The 14646-nt window shown below is 61.0% G+C and carries 15 protein-coding genes; 10 read left to right on the top strand and 5 right to left on the bottom strand.

What is annotated here, in order from left to right; translation table 11 throughout:
* The first annotated feature begins 43 nt into the window (after positions 1-43).
* Positions 44-550, top strand: coding sequence for a tetratricopeptide repeat protein (locus ACXJ1Z_RS17775; protein WP_463778494.1), 507 nt, complete (start codon positions 44-46; stop codon positions 548-550).
* Positions 551-619: 69 nt separating this feature from the next.
* On the opposite strand, the gene ACXJ1Z_RS17770 is transcribed toward ACXJ1Z_RS17775, so the two are convergent.
* Positions 620-1102 (bottom strand): RNA pyrophosphohydrolase, encoded by a 483-nt coding sequence (locus ACXJ1Z_RS17770; protein ID WP_463778492.1) that lies wholly within the window; start codon positions 1100-1102, stop codon positions 620-622.
* A gap of 289 nt (positions 1103-1391) precedes the next feature.
* Here ACXJ1Z_RS17770 and ACXJ1Z_RS17765 point away from each other — a divergent pair, with 289 nt between their 5' ends.
* From ACXJ1Z_RS17765 to ACXJ1Z_RS17755, 3 genes are read left to right on the top strand one after another with little or no spacing between them, the layout of a single operon-like run.
* Positions 1392-3347, top strand: coding sequence for a 2-oxoacid:acceptor oxidoreductase subunit alpha (locus tag ACXJ1Z_RS17765; RefSeq protein ID WP_463778490.1), 1956 nt, complete (start codon positions 1392-1394; stop codon positions 3345-3347).
* Positions 3348-3384: 37 nt separating this feature from the next.
* A complete protein-coding gene (locus tag ACXJ1Z_RS17760) occupies positions 3385-4425 on the top strand; it encodes a 2-oxoacid:ferredoxin oxidoreductase subunit beta (protein ID WP_463778489.1) in 1041 nt (346 codons plus the stop codon).
* 36 nt (positions 4426-4461) lie between these two features.
* A complete protein-coding gene (locus ACXJ1Z_RS17755) occupies positions 4462-5418 on the top strand; it encodes a metal-dependent hydrolase (protein WP_463778488.1) in 957 nt (318 codons plus the stop codon).
* On the opposite strand, the gene ACXJ1Z_RS17750 is transcribed toward ACXJ1Z_RS17755, so the two are convergent.
* Positions 5369-6124 carry a phosphatase PAP2 family protein gene (locus tag ACXJ1Z_RS17750; RefSeq protein WP_463778486.1) on the bottom strand — a complete coding sequence of 252 codons (756 nt, stop codon included), beginning with the start codon at positions 6122-6124 and terminating at the stop codon, positions 5369-5371. The genes ACXJ1Z_RS17755 and ACXJ1Z_RS17750 overlap by 50 nt on opposite strands.
* A 41-nt stretch (positions 6125-6165) precedes the next feature.
* Here ACXJ1Z_RS17750 and ACXJ1Z_RS17745 point away from each other — a divergent pair, with 41 nt between their 5' ends.
* Positions 6166-7560, top strand: a complete 1395-nt coding sequence (locus ACXJ1Z_RS17745) for a cryptochrome/photolyase family protein (protein WP_463778485.1) — start codon at positions 6166-6168, stop codon at positions 7558-7560.
* 64 nt (positions 7561-7624) lie between these two features.
* Complete coding sequence (locus ACXJ1Z_RS17740; protein ID WP_463778483.1) at positions 7625-8914, top strand: class I SAM-dependent methyltransferase; 1290 nt, start codon at positions 7625-7627, stop codon at positions 8912-8914.
* A gap of 5 nt (positions 8915-8919) precedes the next feature.
* Here the strand turns inward: ACXJ1Z_RS17740 and ACXJ1Z_RS17735 are convergent, their stop codons facing one another.
* From ACXJ1Z_RS17735 to purF, 3 genes are all read right to left on the bottom strand, one after another.
* The gene (locus tag ACXJ1Z_RS17735; RefSeq protein ID WP_463778482.1) at positions 8920-9261 is read right to left on the bottom strand and encodes a PilZ domain-containing protein; all 342 of its coding nucleotides are present in this window, start codon (positions 9259-9261) and stop codon (positions 8920-8922) included.
* An 80-nt stretch (positions 9262-9341) separates the two neighbouring features.
* On the bottom strand, positions 9342-10061 hold the full coding sequence (locus ACXJ1Z_RS17730; RefSeq protein WP_463778481.1) for an SDR family NAD(P)-dependent oxidoreductase: 720 nt from the start codon (positions 10059-10061) through the stop codon (positions 9342-9344).
* Positions 10058-11527, bottom strand: a complete 1470-nt coding sequence (purF, locus tag ACXJ1Z_RS17725) for an amidophosphoribosyltransferase (protein ID WP_463778480.1) — start codon at positions 11525-11527, stop codon at positions 10058-10060. The genes ACXJ1Z_RS17730 and purF overlap by 4 nt, the downstream gene beginning before the upstream one ends.
* A gap of 239 nt (positions 11528-11766) precedes the next feature.
* Between purF and ACXJ1Z_RS17720 the strand changes: the two genes are divergently transcribed.
* The 4 genes from ACXJ1Z_RS17720 to ACXJ1Z_RS17705 all read left to right on the top strand — a co-directional run bounded on the left by ACXJ1Z_RS17720 (position 11767) and on the right by ACXJ1Z_RS17705 (position 14642).
* Positions 11767-13008, top strand: coding sequence for a lipoprotein-releasing ABC transporter permease subunit (locus tag ACXJ1Z_RS17720; RefSeq protein WP_463778479.1), 1242 nt, complete (start codon positions 11767-11769; stop codon positions 13006-13008).
* Positions 13001-13687 (top strand): ABC transporter ATP-binding protein, encoded by a 687-nt coding sequence (locus ACXJ1Z_RS17715; RefSeq protein WP_463778478.1) that lies wholly within the window; start codon positions 13001-13003, stop codon positions 13685-13687. Before ACXJ1Z_RS17720 ends, ACXJ1Z_RS17715 begins: the two co-directional genes overlap by 8 nt.
* Before the next feature lie 60 nt (positions 13688-13747).
* Complete coding sequence (locus ACXJ1Z_RS17710) at positions 13748-14032, top strand: hypothetical protein (RefSeq protein ID WP_463778476.1); 285 nt, start codon at positions 13748-13750, stop codon at positions 14030-14032.
* A gap of 91 nt (positions 14033-14123) precedes the next feature.
* A complete protein-coding gene (locus tag ACXJ1Z_RS17705; protein ID WP_463778475.1) occupies positions 14124-14642 on the top strand; it encodes a glutathione peroxidase in 519 nt (172 codons plus the stop codon).
* Positions 14643-14646: the final 4 nt, after the last annotated feature.

Here is a 14646-nt window from a genome sequence, read left to right as displayed (position 1 = left end):
TTAGCCAATGACCAGAGCATCGCTTTCGGCCAAGGATATTCTGATGCGTTACACTCCCATCGCGTTCGCTCTCGCGCTTGTCGCAGCCGTAAGTTCGAGCATGCTGCAATCGGCACCGGCCGAGGCGCTCGATACCCGTGCGGCGGCTCTGCTTTCGCAAGGACGCGCGGATCTTGCCGCCGGACGGACCGAGGCAGCCGTGGATGCGTTCGAGGCGGCGCTTACCGTACAGCCCGGCAATGGCCAGATCCTGATCGAACTCGCGGGGGCGACGCGCCGTTTGGGCATGCAGGGCAAGGCGATCCACTATTATCGCGAAGCGCTGGAAGGTGATCCGCGCAACCTTGCAGCCATCGCCGGCGAGGGCGCCGCCATGGCCGAGAAGGGCGCTACGGAAAAAGCGAACCGCAACCTGGCGCGGCTCAAAACCATGTGCGGCTCCGACTGCGCAGAGGTTCGGCAACTCACGGCCGTGATCGCCAAGGGACCTGCGCCAAAGGTCGTCAGCGCAGCCGCGGTTACGCCCAACCCGACCATATCCGAGAATTAAGCGCCACTATCTTCATGCCAGCCGATCGGGGGCAATCGATAGGCTGGCATCGCCGTACTTCTGACAGGCTCAGATCAACGAACGGAACTCGTTCAAGACCGCGGTATAGACCGGCTTTTTGAAAGGCACGATGAGTTCGGGCAGTAGCTCGGGATCGACCCAGCGCCAGCTTTCGAATTCGGGTGGCTTATGGGCGTTCAAATCGATGTCGGCATCGGTTCCGGCGAAACGACCGAGAAACCAGATCTGGCTCTGGCCGCGATACTTTCCACCCCAAAGCTTGCCCATCAGCGCGTCGGGAAGATCATAGAGAAGCGCTTCCTCGGTTTGCGCCAGGAAGGTCACCTGCGCCTTCTGCGCTCCGGTTTCCTCCCAAAGTTCGCGATAAGCGGCCCCGCGCAGGTCCTCACCCTTGTCGACACCGCCTTGCGGCATCTGCCACCAATCACCCTCTCGATTGTCGATACGCTTGCCGACAAAAACCTTGCCATCCGCGTTGACGAGCATGATGCCCACACATGGGCGGTAGGGTAGCCGGGAAGCGTCGGTCATGGGTGCCAAGCAACTCAGTTGGTGGATGATCGCTGATGAAAGCAAAGCGCCACGGAAGGTTCCGACGGCGGTAGCGCGGTTGACATTGCGGTAAGCGCCCGCTCTTGACCAGTCGCATTTAACAGCCTCTATCGATTGCCAAGGTTTGGCCGACGATGGATTTTCTAAATTGCCAGGTGGGTTGATCCGGGTCAGTGGCAGTCTCACCTAAGCGGACGCACACCTAGCAAGAAAAGGCCGGGCACGGGTCGACAGACCAGCGCGCACATCCCGGCGACAGAGGATGATAATGGCGACACTTCCTGCCGAAGATCACAGCTCAATGGTGGCTGAAACGACTGCGCCCGAGGCGGTCGTGGTGCGTTTTGCCGGGGATTCGGGTGATGGCATGCAGCTCACCGGGGGGCAGTTCACGCTTTCCACGGCGCTGGCGGGCAACGATCTGGCGACTTTCCCGGACTTCCCGGCTGAGATCCGTGCACCGCAAGGCACGCTCTTCGGTGTCTCCGCTTTCCAAATCAATTTTGGCTCGAGCGAAATCACGACTGCTGGCGACGCCCCCGACGTGCTGGTGGCGATGAACCCCGCGGCTTTGAAGACCAACGTCCAGGCGCTGAAGCCCGGCGGTCTGATCATCGCGGACACCGGCGAATTCAACAAGCGCAACATGGAAAAAGCGAAGTACGAGACGTCCCCATTTGAGGATGGCAGCCTCGCCAAGTGGGAAGTCATGGCCTTCGACATCAGCGCGCTGACGCTTGAGGCGGTCAAGCCGTTCGGCCTCGGCAACAAGGAGGCGCTGCGTTGCAAGAACATGTGGACGCTGGGGCTGTCCTTGTGGATGTTCGACCGTGACCGGCAGCCGCTGATCGACTGGCTCAACGGCAAGTTCGTGAAGAACCCGGTGCTCGCGCAGGCCAACATCGCCGCGCTCAATGCTGGGCATGCCTATGGCGAGACCGCCGAACTGGCCGGTCCGCTCAAGAAGCTGCACATCGAACCAACGGCTGCGGAGCCGGGGCTCTATCGCACGATCACGGGTGGTGATGCGGTATCGCTGGGTCTGGTGGCCGGGGCGCAACTGGCCGGTCTGCAGATGTTCTTCGGCGGTTACCCGATCACGCCGGCCTCCGCGATCCTGCACAATCTGGTGAAGATGAAGGAGTTCGGGGTCACCACCTTCCAGGCGGAGGACGAAATCGCGGCGATCTGCGCGGCGATTGGCGCGTCCTATGCAGGTCAGCTTGGCGTTACGTCCTCGTCCGGTCCGGGCATCGCGCTCAAGGGCGAGGCGATGGGGCTCGCCATCATGACGGAATTGCCGCTGGTGATCGTCAACTCGCAGCGCGGCGGCCCCTCGACCGGCTTGCCGACGAAGACCGAACAGTCCGATCTGTACCAGGCGGTGTACGGTCGCAACGGCGATGCTCCGCTGCCGGTCATCGCCGCACGCTCGCCAGCCGATGCCTTCGATTGTGCGATCGAGGCGTGCCGCATCGCCACTCAGTTCATGACGCCCGTCATGCTGCTGACCGATGGGTATATCGGAAATGCGTCCGAGCCATGGAAGGTGCCCGATCCGGCTTCGTTCGCGCCGTTTCCCAAGGTGTTCCTGGAGCAGACCAACAACTCCGAAGGCAAGGTACTGCCGTTCAAGCGCGACGAGCAGGGTGTGCGCCCGTGGATCAAGCCGGGCACGCCAGACCTGATGCATCGCATCGGCGGCATCGAAAAGGCGATCGACACCGGCAACATCGACTACGCACCGCACGTCCATCAGTCGCAGACCGACGCCCGCAAAGCCAAGATCGATGGTGTCGCAAAGGCGATCCCCGCGCAGGACGTGGCGCTTGGCGAAACCTCTGGCAAGCTGGTGGTCGTGGGTTGGGGATCGACTTATGGGCCGATCCATCAGGCGGTGCGCCGCGCGCGGCGCAAAGGTCTGGACGTCAGCCACGTCCATATCCGACATATCTGGCCGCTTCCCGCCAATCTGGGCGAGTTGCTGGGTAGCTATGCGAACGTGTTGGTGCCCGAGATGAACACGGGGCAGCTAAAGACCGTGCTGCGCGATCAGTTCCTTGTCGATGCGGTCGCTCTGAACAAGGTTTCCGGCCAGCCCTTCGCGATCGGTGAGATCGAGGAGGCCATCGCCAGGTTCTTCGATAGCGTACCGGGCAACGAAGGCGGCGAAGTCTTCGTCAACGAAGGCCAGCTGCCAAGCCCCGAAGCGCACAACGATTGATTTCGACCCCCGACTGCGGGATCACGAGGCAAGACTCATGAACGACATGACCCCCATCACGACGACGCTCAAGGATTGGGAAACCGATCAGGAAGTGCGCTGGTGCCCAGGCTGCGGCGACTACGCCATCCTCAAGGCCGTGCAGCGCACGTTGCCGATGGTCGGCGCCGATCCAAAGAATACCGTGTTCGTCTCCGGCATCGGCTGCTCCAGCCGCTTCCCGTACTATATCGAAAGCTACGGTTTCCACACGATCCACGGGCGCGCGCCGGCGTTCGCGACGGGGATCAAGCTGGCGAACCCCGATCTCGACGTCTGGATCGTGACCGGTGATGGCGATGGCATGTCGATCGGCGGCAACCACACGATGCATGTCCTGCGCAGGAACCTGAACTGCCAGATCATGCTGTTCAACAACGAGATCTACGGTCTGACCAAGGGCCAGTTCTCGCCGACCAGCCGCCAGGGTACCAATTCGCCCACCACGCCGCTTGGTTCCTACGATCGTCCCGCCTCGCCATGCGCGTTCGCGCTGGGATCGGGCGCGCGCTTCGTCGCCCGTGGGTTCGACGTGTCGAAGAACCTGCCCGAAGTGCTGATCGCCGCCTACGAACACAAGGGCGCGGCGTTCATCGAAATCTTCCAGAACTGCATCGTCTACAACAAGGACCGCTTCGACGATTTCGTCACCAAGGCCGTGGCGGACGAGATGCAGCTTTGGTGCAAGGATGGTGAGCCGCTGCTGTTCGCCAAGGGTACCAAGGGCCTGGCCCTCGATATGGATACCCTGTCACTCAAGGTCGTGCCGGTGGTCGACGGTGACTGGCAGACAGCCGGCGTGGTGGTCCACAACGTCAGGAACCGTGGCCTCGCGCACATGCTGGTCGAGATGACCTTCGGACCGTTCCCGATGGCCCTGGGCGTGATCTACAACGATCCGGCGCCGACCTTCGAAGCGTCGGTAGCATCGGAAAAGGCGCAGTCGGTCGCAGGCAAGACCGCCGATCTGGCCAAGCTCCTCAGCAAGGGCCAGACATGGACGGTCGAGCCCGAGGCTACTCATGGACTCATGACATAACGCCAGCGACGACCCGCGGCGGGCAGGCCAGGGCAGGTGGATAACCTCACGCATAGCCTGGTTGGCTGGGCGCTGGCCGAAACGGGCCTCAAGCGTCGTAGCCGCAAGGGGCTGGCCACTTGCGTGCTGGCGGCTAACATGCCCGACATAGACGTGTTCTTCGGATGGGCGCCTTGGGATCCGCTGGCGACGCATCGCGGCTTCACGCATGGATTGGTCGGCGGGGTGCTTCTGATGCCGCCGATGCTCGCGGGATTGCTGTGGCTGCTGGATCGGTGGCAGGTGCGGCGAGGTGCGGAATTTCGCAGCGGCTTGCAGATGCAATTCGGATGGCTGGTCACGCTCAGCTACCTTGGCGCGCTGACTCATCCGCTGCTCGACCTGCAAAACGTATATGCGATCCAGCTTTTGTCGCTGGCGAGCACGCATTGGTTTCATACCGACGCATTGTTTATCGTTTCGCCATGGCTTCTTGGGATACTGGGTATCGGGATCTGGCTGTCTCGTCGGCAGGATAGCGGAAGGCCTGCGCGGCTTGCGTTGGCTAGCGCGCTTGCGTTTGTCTTGCTCAACCTGGCGATCTCGAACTTCGCGTGGCGAGCGCCCGCGGCCGGATCACCCCATGCCCGCCCTGACCGCATCTTCGCCTCTCCGGAGCCGATCAAGTTCTGGCGGCGCGACGTCATATGGCGGCGAGATGGATTCGTGACATTCGGCCGGTACGATCCGCTGAAAAGTCTGACGATGCTCATCGGCCTGGATGCGCGTTTGCCTGACCACATGGGCGATCCTATTGTCACCAAGGCCTCAACCGCGACGCCGGAGGTACGAAAATTCCTCGCTTGGTCGCAGCTTCCCGTCGCCAGTATCGAGCGACACGGTTGCGAAGCAAGAGTAACGTTCGGCGACGCGCGATTCAGCGGCCCGGCACTCAGCCGAAACTTCAACGTCTCTGCTTCGGTTCGCCGTCCAGGTTGTCAGGATCCTCGCTGATGCCGTCTTCTGTGGCGGCCACGGCCATCTGTGCGGGCCGAAACAGAAGCGCGCTGCTCAGGAACGCCCATCCGGCACCGCCGAGCCAACCGGCGATGACGTCGCTGGGCCAATGAACACCCAGCCATACGCGGCTCCAGGCGATGATCATGCTCACGACCACCGCAGCGCCGATGACAGTGGCCCGCACGCTGCCGCGGTGGCTGATTGCTGCGAATGCCAAGGCGATGCTGATGTAGACTACGGCCGAATTGAAGCTGTGCCCGCTGGGAAAGCTGTTGCCGCCCGCCTCCATAAGATGCGGTACGATCTCGGGCCGGGGGCGACCGACGATTTGCTTCAGGACGCTATTGACCAGCCAGGCGAGCGCGACGGTGATCGTGAGCAAGGTTGCTTCCCGGCGCAAGCGAAGGAACAGCAATCCGACGATGGCAGCAAGCGCGAACAGGTTGCGCAACAGCGTTCCGCCCAACGCGGTGATATCACGAACGCTTTCGAGCAACTTGGTCGACCCGCGTGGCTGGAGGTCCGAACCACGCCAGAATAGCATGCCCGCCTCGTCGATCGTCGTGGTGCGAGCGGTCGCCACCGCCCAGGCCATGATCCCAAAACCGATCCAGCACAAACTGGCGAGGATCAGGGCCTTGCGCGGATCTATCCTGTGCCCGAATTTGGGAACGGTGAAAATTTGGCTGTCGGCGTCCATAAGGGCAGGGAACGCACTGCGGGGAGGGTCGTTGCGCGACGATGACCAAGTCGAAGACCGTGCCGCGCATCGTGTGGCTCCGCCGCGATCTGCGGCTTGCCGATCAACCTGCCTTCTGTGCTGCTGCCGAACAAGGGCCGGTCATTCCCGTATATGTGCTGGACGACGACCGGGCAGGAGACCGCAAGCTGGGCGGCGCATCGCGATGGTGGCTTCACGGCAGTCTCGTTTCTCTCGAGAAAGGTCTCAAGCGGCATGGATTGCGTCTGATCTTGCGCAAGGGAGACAGTGTGGAGCAACTGTCGGCGCTGGTGAAGGAGACCGGTGCCAGCGGGATCGATGCCATCCACCATTACGAACCATGGTGGTGCGAAGCGGAGTCGCTTCTGGGCGCACGGGTCGACCTGCAGCTTCATGATGGAAACTACCTGGCCCCACCCGGTATGGTTAGGACAGGGGCGGGTCAGCCCTTCAAGATTTACACCCCATTTGCGCGCGCGCTCATAGCGCAACTTCCGCTCAGGGATCCGCTCCCGGTCCCCAAACTTGCAGCGCCAACCCATTGGCCCCAGTCAGACAAACTTGCCGCCTGGAAGCTGTTGCCCACGAAGCCCGACTGGTCGGAGGGGTTCGGAAGTGCGTGGACCCCCGGTGAGGGCGCTGCCGAGGCGCAAATCGACGACTTCCTTGATCGTGTCGATGACTACACGGATGATCGCAATCGCCCCTCGATAGACGGATCTTCACGAATGTCGCCGCATCTGCATTGGGGTGAGATTTCACCAACGCAGATCTGGCATGCAGTGGAAGGAAAGCGCAGCAAGGGCGCCGACACGTATCGCGGCGAGATCGTATGGCGCGACTATGCGCAAAACGTGATCGCGCAGTATCCCGGCTACCCCGAGAAAAGCTATCGAGAGGCTTTCGCGAAATTTCCCTGGCGGGATCCCGCGAAAAGCAAAGAGGCTGCGGATGATCTGAAGGCATGGCAGCAGGGTAGCACCGGTTATCCCATCGTCGATGCGGGAATGCGCCAGTTGTGGTCGATGGGATGGATGCACAATCGTGTGCGCATGATCGCCGCCAGTTTCCTCATCAAGCACCTGCTGATCGACTGGCGCCTAGGCGAGCGCTGGTTTTGGGACACGCTCGTCGATGCAGACTATGGCAACAATGGTGTGAATTGGCAGTGGGTATCGGGCTCAGGCGTGGATTCCAGCATGTTCCCGCGGATCATGGCGCCGCTTAGCCAGTCAGAAAAATTCGGTGCCGCCGACTACATCCGTGAATGGGTGCCCGAACTGGGTGAACTGTCCGATAGCGACATCCACGACCCCGATGATGGCAAGCGGCCAGGCGCCTATCCTCCGCGACTGCTCGGTCACAAGGAAGCGCGCGAGCGGGCACTGGCAGCCTATCGCAAGGTAAAAGGCTGATCTGCCTATTCGAGGGCCGGCTTAACATTGCCACTGCTGCGCAAGCACGCCATATCGCCCGCCCATGAACGCACACGTCCCGGATAGAGGTGGTGAACTGGTTGCAGCGGGGCGGTCCATCGGAACCGGCCCGCAGTGGCTTGCAAGACTGTGGTCCGGGGGTCTTACGCGCATCGTCGACCGCATTGATGCGGGGCTTGCGCGTGGATCGATTCAGGCAACTTTTCCCGATGGCTCGACCCGTCTCGTCGGTGGGCACAAGCCAGGCTTTATCGCCGTCGTCGAACTTCACAGTTATCGCGCTCTGCTGAGGCTGGCGACCACTGGCTCGGTTGGATGGTACCAGGCATGGGAAGCGGGAGAATGGAGCAGCCCCGATCCTGTCCCACTGTTCGCGTTGTTCATGGACAATGCCGCGACGCTGGGTGGCGTAGCGCGGGCGCGGGGTCCGTGGCGACTTGTGGCTCGCATCTTGCACAAGCTTCGCCGCAATTCGCGTAAGGGTGCACGGCGCAATATCCATCTGCACTACGATCTGGGCAACGATTTCTACGCCGCTTGGCTGGGGTCAAGCATGCTGTATTCAAGCGCGATATTCGCGCGCGAAGGTGTTACGCCCACTTCGGCAATGCAGTTCTTTAGCGAGCTCGATGCGGCCCAATCGACGAAGGTTGCCCAGATCGATCGACGCCTGACATTATCCGCAGGCGACAAGGTTCTCGAGATCGGCTGCGGTTGGGGCACGCTCGCAGGGTTCCTGGCAGAACAAAAAGGCGCGCACGTCGATGCCATCAGCCTTTCGGACGAGCAACTGCAGTACGCGTCCGACCGCTGGCAGCCGCAGCGTGGCAGCGTCACGTTTCGCAAACAGGATTATCGCGAAGTCGCCGGAGCCTATGATGCCATCGTCAGCGTGGAAATGGTCGAGGCGGTGGGACGCGAATATTGGGGGACATTTCTCGACTGTGTGGCGCGTAACCTGCGCCCCGGCGGAAAAGCCGTGCTTCAGTATATCTCCCTGCGAGAAGATGTCTTCGAAAGCTACGCGCAGAGCGCGGACTTCATCCAGGCCTACATCTTTCCCGGTGGCATGCTTCTTAATGAGCCGGAGTTCAGACGACTCGCCGAAGCACGCGGATTGGTGTGGCAGGACCATTTCGCATTCGGTCAGGATTATGCCCGGACACTAAAGGAGTGGCGTGCGAATTTCGACGGCGCGGTTGCCGAAGGAAGACTGCCTTCCGGCTTCGACGAACGCTTCGTACGGCTATGGCGTTATTACCTGATGTATTGCGAAGGTGGGTTCCTGGGATGCGGGATCGATGTCTCGCAAGTCACGCTGATGAGGTCGTAGCTTCCTCAAGGATACTGGCTTTCCGCATGCCACCGCTCAAGAATGGCATCATACGTTACCTGGCACAGCAAATTATCGAACGAACAGCCGACGAGGCCACGGTCCCACCAAACCACTCGCGCCTGCATCGCTTCTCTCGCAGGAAGAGTGAGCCAGCACGCCGTTCCATCGGGTATTCGACTTATGGCTGCGGCCGAGAAACCCGATAGCGACATATCGCGGATCACGGTCTGGAAGCGTTTGCCGCCGGCGGGTCTTAACACCGCGGGAATCGACAACTTCCTACGCGGAGCGCTGCGATCTTCCTGCGCGGCGTGAGCGTACCGTTCGCTTTGCGCACTGTTCATGATCGTCTATTTCCGATCTTTCGGGATACGCCACCCACAGGCGCTCTAACAAAAGATCGCAGGAATGCGTTACCGCGGAGTTAACGCGGCGCGACGTTATCATCCCTATGACCCGTCACGAAGGGCTCCGTTAAAAGCGACACAATACGGCTCGCCACGACCTCTGGCGGCTTGACTGACGCAGGGTCTTCACCCGGATACGCCCGCGCGCGCATGTCCGTGCGAGTGGCCCCTGGATTGACGATGGCAACGCGTACCTTCGAGATGTTCGCCAGCTCTTGGGCATGACAACCGAGGAGAACCTCGAATGCCGCCTTGCTGGACGCATAAGCAGCCCAGAAAGCGCGCGGCTTACGCGCCACGCTGCTGGTCAAACCGATGATCCGCCCATCGGCACTGGCGCGAAGAAGGCGATCGAAGTTGGCGATCAGCGCCTGCGTTGCGAGGACATTGACGGTCATCGCCTTGTTCCAGGCCTTCTGATCTATGTCCGAAACCGACGACAATTCCGGAAGCAGCGCGGCATTGATGATCAGAATGTCCAGCTTGTTCCAACGCTGAGACACAGCCGTGGCAAGGCGAGCGATACCATCCGGCTCGGCCAGATCAACCGGGGCGATCGTAGCCGATCCGCCGGCTTCGTAGATGGCTTGCTCTACGGCCTCCAGCCCTTTGGTATCTCGCGCCGTCAACACGACATGAGCACCCTGGGCCGCCAGCGCTATCGCGGTGGCAGCACCGATGCCCTTGCTCGCGCCGGTAACCAGCGCGACCTGACCTTCGAACAGCAAGGAACTCACGCGACCTTGTTGACCGGCAAGGTCAGCAGGTCAGGCGATTCACGCTCGGCAAGGTCCGTAAGCGAGGTAGGATACTCACCGGTAAAGCAAGCATCGCAGAACTGCGGACACGAATTGTTGCGACCTGCGGCGCCGACCGCCCGATAAAGACCATCGATCGTTACGAACGCCAGACTGTCGGCCTTGATGAAGGCAGCCATAGCAGCGGTGTCCATGTTGGCCGCAAGCAGCTTCGAGCGCTCAGGCGTGTCGACACCGTAGAAGCAGGAGTGGCCGGTCGGTGGGCTGGCGATCCGCATGTGCACTTCGGCCGCACCGGCATCACGCATCATCTCGACGATCTTCATCGAAGTGGTTCCGCGAACGATCGAGTCGTCGATCAGGATGACCCGCTTGCCTTCGATGATGGCACGATTGGCATTGTGCTTGCGCTTCACGTCCGCGTGTCGCGCACCTTCCGATGGCTGGATGAAGGTACGTCCGACATAATGCGAGCGGATGATGCCCAACTCGAAGGGAATGCCTGACTCATGCGCATACCCGATTGCGGCAGGAACACCGCTATCGGGCACCGGGATGACGATGTCGGCATCCGCGGGCGATTCTTTTGCGAGCTCGACGCCGATCTGTTTGCGCACGGCGTAAACAGATCGTCCGTCCATTACCGAATCGGGGCGGCTGAAATAGACGTGTTCGAAGATGCACGGGCGCGGATCGGGATTGCCGAAGGGGCGGTGGCTTGAAATCGTGCCCTTGTGATCGACCTGGACAAGCTCGCCCGGTTCGATTGAGCGCACGAACTCGGCCCCGATCACATCGAGCGCGACCGTTTCGCTGGCAAACACCGTCGCTTCGCCCAATCGCCCCATGACGAGCGGTCGAATACCAAGCGGATCCCGGCACGCTATCATGCCCTGATCGGTCATGCAGATGAGCGAAAAGGCTCCTTCGACCATTCTCAGCGCATCGACGAAGCGGTCGATAAGCGTGGGATACCGGCTCGTCGCCACCAGATGGATGATGACTTCGGTATCCGAAGTTGATTGGAAGATGGCGCCCCGCCGTACCAATTCCCGCTTGAGGTGACTGGCGTTCGAGATATTGCCATTGTGGGCAATCGAAAAACCGCCCGATGATAGATCGGCGAAAAGAGGCTGCACATTGCGCAGTCCGGATCCACCCGTCGTGGAATAGCGCACATGGCCGGATGCCATCTCACCCGGAAGCGTCTCTGAAATTGTTTTGTCCGCAAATACCTGAGCGACATGGCCGAGGCCCTTATGCGAGTAGAATTCGCGACCATCATAGGTGGTAATGCCAACGGCCTCTTGTCCGCGATGCTGAAGCGCATGGAGGCCAAGAGCGGCGATGTTCACGGCATCGCGCGCGCCGATGACGCCGAACACGCCGCACTCTTCGCGCAGCTTGTCCCCGTCTGGGTCACGGAAGGGGTGAGTAAAGTTCATGAGGTATCCGGCCTGCGTGGCGCGTCTGAATGGCGGCCATGTGATGGAATTGGCCGGCAATTGCAAGGGGCGCGGCAGGGTTTCACCGCAGCACGGGTTTGAACGGCGGTAGAAAGCAGGAACATAACCGGAGATTTGCGGTTAGGCACCCACTCCCCGGCTAAGGGCGGTCACTTGCCAGCGGGGCGCCGACCTCCTATTCGCCCCCTGCATTTTGCCTTGCATGTTGGATCCGACGCTTGCTGCTTTCCCCGTTCGAATGGATGATCGCCAAGCGGTATATGCTTCCTGGCAGGGGCGAGGCGTTCATCGCGCTCGTTGCCGGAATCAGCCTGGTCGCCGTCATGCTGGGCGTCGCGGCACTCGTCATCGTGATGAGCGTCATGAACGGATTTCGTGCCGAGTTGTTCGACAAGATCGTGGGGCTGAACGGCCATGCCATCGTTCAGGCCTATGGTGGTAGGCTGGATAATTGGCAGTCGGTCCTCCAGGATGTTCGTAAGACGCCGGGCGTAACCCGTGCATCCCCCTTGATCGAGCAACCGCTGCTAGCGACCTTCAATGGCCGGGTGGAGGCGATCCTTGTGCGCGGCAATACCGCCGAAGATATTGCGAGGATCAAACCTCAGCTCAAGGCCGGCAGTCTCGCGCCGCTCAAGGCAGGGGCCGATCAGGTTGCCATCGGCTCGCGTCTGGCAGAAAGCCTGGGCGCACAAGTCGGCGACACGATCACGATCATCAACCCGCAGGGGCGGTCGACGCCTTTTGGCACGGTTCCACGGCAGATAGGCTACCAGGTCGCCGCCATCTTCGAGATCGGAGTTTACGATTACGACCAGGCGTTCGTGGTGATGCCGGTCGCCGATGCCCAGACCCTGCTGCTGACCGGTGACACGATCGGCATGATCGAGGTGACCACCAACGATCCCGACCGAGTCGGCGAGATCATGGGACCGTTGACCCGACAGCTGGCCGGCGTGGCGGTGGTGAAGGACTGGAAGACGATCAATGCCTCGTTGTTCGAAGCGCTGGCGGTCGAACGCGTGGCGATGTTCGTCGTCCTCTCGATCATCGTTCTGGTGGCGGTGTTCAACATCCTGTCATCGCTGATAATGCTGGTGCGCGCGAAAACCCGGGACATTGCGATACTGCGCACCATGGGCGCCACGCGTCGATCGCTGATGAAGATCTTCGTGACGGCCGGCTTCCTGATCGGGGCAATGGGCACGCTTGCCGGGGTGTTGCTGGGTTTCGTTTTCCTGTTCTTCCGCCAGCCAATCGTTCACGGCGTCGAGATCCTGACGGGCCAGAATCTTTGGGATCCCTCGATCCGCTTCTTGACCGAGCTGCCCAGCCGTACCGATCCAGTCGAGGTGACCGTGATCTGCGTGCTGTCACTGGTGCTGAGCTTCCTTGCTACGCTCTATCCCGCATCCCGCGCAGCCGGAACCGATCCCGTGCAGGTGCTGCGATATGAATGAGCCGGTCGTCGTTCTCGACAAACTGACCCGCAGCTTCGAACAAGGGGGCGTGCGCATCGACGTGTTGCGCGGAGCTGACTTGCGCATCCATGCCGGTGAAATCGTCGCTCTGCTCGGGCCATCAGGATCGGGCAAGTCGACGATGCTCCAGGCTATCGGCCTCCTGGAAGGTGGTTTCGGCGGCAAGATCGGGATCGCCGGCATCGACGCTTCCAGCCTGGGACGCGACCAGCGTGCGGCGGTGCGTCGCGATCACATCGGATTCGTGTACCAGTTCCATCACCTGCTTCCTGATTTTTCCGCGATCGAGAACGTGGTACTGCCTCAGCTGGTCGCGAACAGGACCGCCGTGGCGGCACAGGCACGCGCAAGCGAGCTGTTGACCGCTCTGGGTCTTGGCAACCGCCTTACGCATAGGCCCAGCCAGCTTTCGGGCGGTGAACAGCAGCGAGTTGCCGTCGCGCGAGCGCTTGCCAACAAGCCCCAGCTGGTGCTCGCCGACGAACCGACCGGCAACCTCGACGAGTCCACCGCCAATCGCGTGCTCGGGCAATTCCTTGAGCTTGTGCGCGGAGAAGGCTCAGCAGCGCTCGTGGCCACGCATAACGAGCGCCTCGCCGCAGCGATGGATCGTGTGGTGCGGCTCCAGGAAGGCTTCTTAGTTGAGGTGCCGCGTTGATATGCGGTGCTACAAGGTCCAAATCGGCCGTCCGGCCATAGAGAGTTCGAGGAGACGGCGATGAGCGATACCCCCACCACGATTGATGGTGAGTCTTCTCATCCCGGCAGTTCTGGCTGGAACGATGCGGCGGAACTCCACAAATGCGAGGATGGCGGCGGGCTGTTCCACCGTTTCAAGACGATCCGCCGGGGAACCCTTGCAGAGCTCATATCGTTCGTACTCTCCATGCCTGATGAACAGCAAGGTGACTACGCGATCCAGAAGGAAGGCGATCACCAACTGCGCATCGGTGAGATCCGTCGCTTGTCGCGTCGCGCGGATTTCCCCGCACGCGCACAATGAACTTGGTGCGGCGGCATCGATAGGATGCCGTCGAAGACTGGAGAGCAACTTGGTGCACCATCGAAGCGAAGGTACCGGTTCTCCTGGAAGCTTGAAGGCGTCGCGACTTACCATCGGCCAGGTTTATGATGTGACGAGTGTTGCTGATTTCGAAGTGACTGCCGGCGATGGCGCACCTCTGTCTCTCGCCACCAAACAGGGAAAGGTGCTGTTGGTCGTTAACACAGCCAGCAAATGCGGGCTGACACCGCAGTACGCTGGGCTTGAGGCGCTGTGGCAGCGATTTCGCGCGCGCGGCTTTGAGATACTGGCGTTTCCCTGCAACCAGTTCGGCAATCAGGAACCTGCCGGCGATCGCGAAATCGCCACGTTTTGCGATATTCACTTCGGACTGAGTTTCCCGTTGATGGCGAAAGTCGACGTCAACGGGCCGACCGCGTCGCCTCTTTTCAGCTGGCTCAAGTCAGAAGCTCCCGGCCTGCTAGGTTCGACGGGAATTAAATGGAATTTCACCAAATTCCTGCTTGGTCGGAACGGTCAGGTCGTACGTAGGTATGCACCGGCCATGACGCCCGCACGTCTCGCACGTGGTATCGAGGCACAGCTTTAGCGAT

This window comes from Novosphingobium sp. TK46, from assembly GCF_055361525.1.
Note: the sequence above shows the minus strand (reverse complement) of the source record. Positions and strands in the feature narration are given on the sequence as shown.